The organism is Caballeronia sp. BR00000012568055 (assembly GCF_029439455.1).
Lineage (GTDB): Bacteria > Pseudomonadota > Gammaproteobacteria > Burkholderiales > Burkholderiaceae > Caballeronia.
On the sequence record NZ_JAQFVG010000149.1, the window covers coordinates 1,854 to 3,213 of the forward strand.

Here is a 1,360-nt window from a genome sequence, read left to right on the forward strand (position 1 = left end):
AAGCGATGTGCTCGCGTCGATCTCGCAGCGTCTTGGATTCATTGGGCGCGCGAACTTCGACGCCATCGTGACCGACTGCAGGGAGATCGTCTTTACGGAGGTCAACGGCCGCAGCGGCGGCTGCAGTCACTTCGACGTGATCCTGCGCGCGCTGGTGGGTCCGGACTATCTTTCCACGCATACCGTGGTGACGAGAAATCGGGTTCCCGTTTGTGATTTGGGCCGGGCCCTGGACGCCTCGCGGTCACTGAGAGGACGTGGCAACGAATCGGGCGTCGTCGTGCTCACAGAGGATATCCTAGGTACCGGCACAATCGAGTACATGGTGTATGCGCGGAACCCCGCCGACGCACTCGCGCTTGAGAACGAGTTTCACTGCGGGATTGCTACGGCCAAGGAACCGGCCGCATTGCCGAGGTAACGCGATGCATACAATGAAGTTCACGCGTCCGGGCGCATGGCTCGCCGGAATCGTCGAAGGGGTATCGGTTTCGACGCGGATCCTGCTGATCCTCCAGTTCCTGGTGAATCTGTCGGTGTTCGGATCTCTGCCATTGCTCGCCGCATTCCTGAATATGGAGCGCCATCTCGACGCGAGCAGCGTCGCCAGTGTATTGACGGTGAATTTGCTGGCAAGCCGGCTGTTACCGCTAGTACTTGGTGCGTCAACCGATCGATTCAGCAGTCGGCTGCTAACGACGCTTGGTCTGGTGTGCCGTGCGGTGGGGTTTGTCGGATTAGCCTTCGCGCAGTCCGTTCCAGGCTTGATAATGTGGGCATTCCTGTCTGGACTCGGCGCGGCTCTTTACGAAACCACCGCGTATTCGGTCTTCGGTTCGCTCGACGCTGCGGTGCGGCCGAAGGTCTTTGCATTGAACAATCTGGCGCTCAATCTCGGGGCATTGATTGGTCCGGCACTGCTGCTCGCCGTGCCCGCGACAAACTCCACATTGCCGTTTCTTGCGAGCGGCGTGATCTTTGCGGCGCTTGCGCTGGCAGCCCCCTGGGTCGCAGAGCGGAGAACACGCAAGACAGTCGAGACGCACCCGCTGCGCGGTTTGCTGACCGCGTTTGAAGACAAGCGCTTCCGCCGGCTGTGCTGGGCGCTCGTGCCGTTCTGGACGGTGTACACGCAAATCTACGTATTCATTCCGCTCACGTTTTCGCAGGGCGCGCACGGCTATAACGGCGTCAGGCCGTTCTATATCACGAACGCACTGATCGGCATCGCCACCTCGTGGATGGGTATGGGTTGGTTTCAGCGCGCGAACTGGCGATCTCTGATGATGATCGGGCACGCTGTGATGTGCGGCTGTTTCGTGATCGCGGCGCTGCTGTTCTCCCGTGATTGGGGGGCGGG

The 1,360-nt window shown here is 60.5% G+C and carries 2 protein-coding genes; both read left to right on the top strand.

Annotation, left to right across the window (positions count from 1 at the left end; genetic code table 11):
• The coding region (locus P7F28_RS08105; protein WP_277183996.1) for a hypothetical protein at positions 1-421 on the top strand (421 nt) is incomplete at its 5' end.
• Between the two features lie 13 nt (positions 422-434).
• The coding region (locus tag P7F28_RS08110) for an MFS transporter (protein ID WP_277183997.1) at positions 435-1,360 on the top strand (926 nt) is incomplete at its 3' end.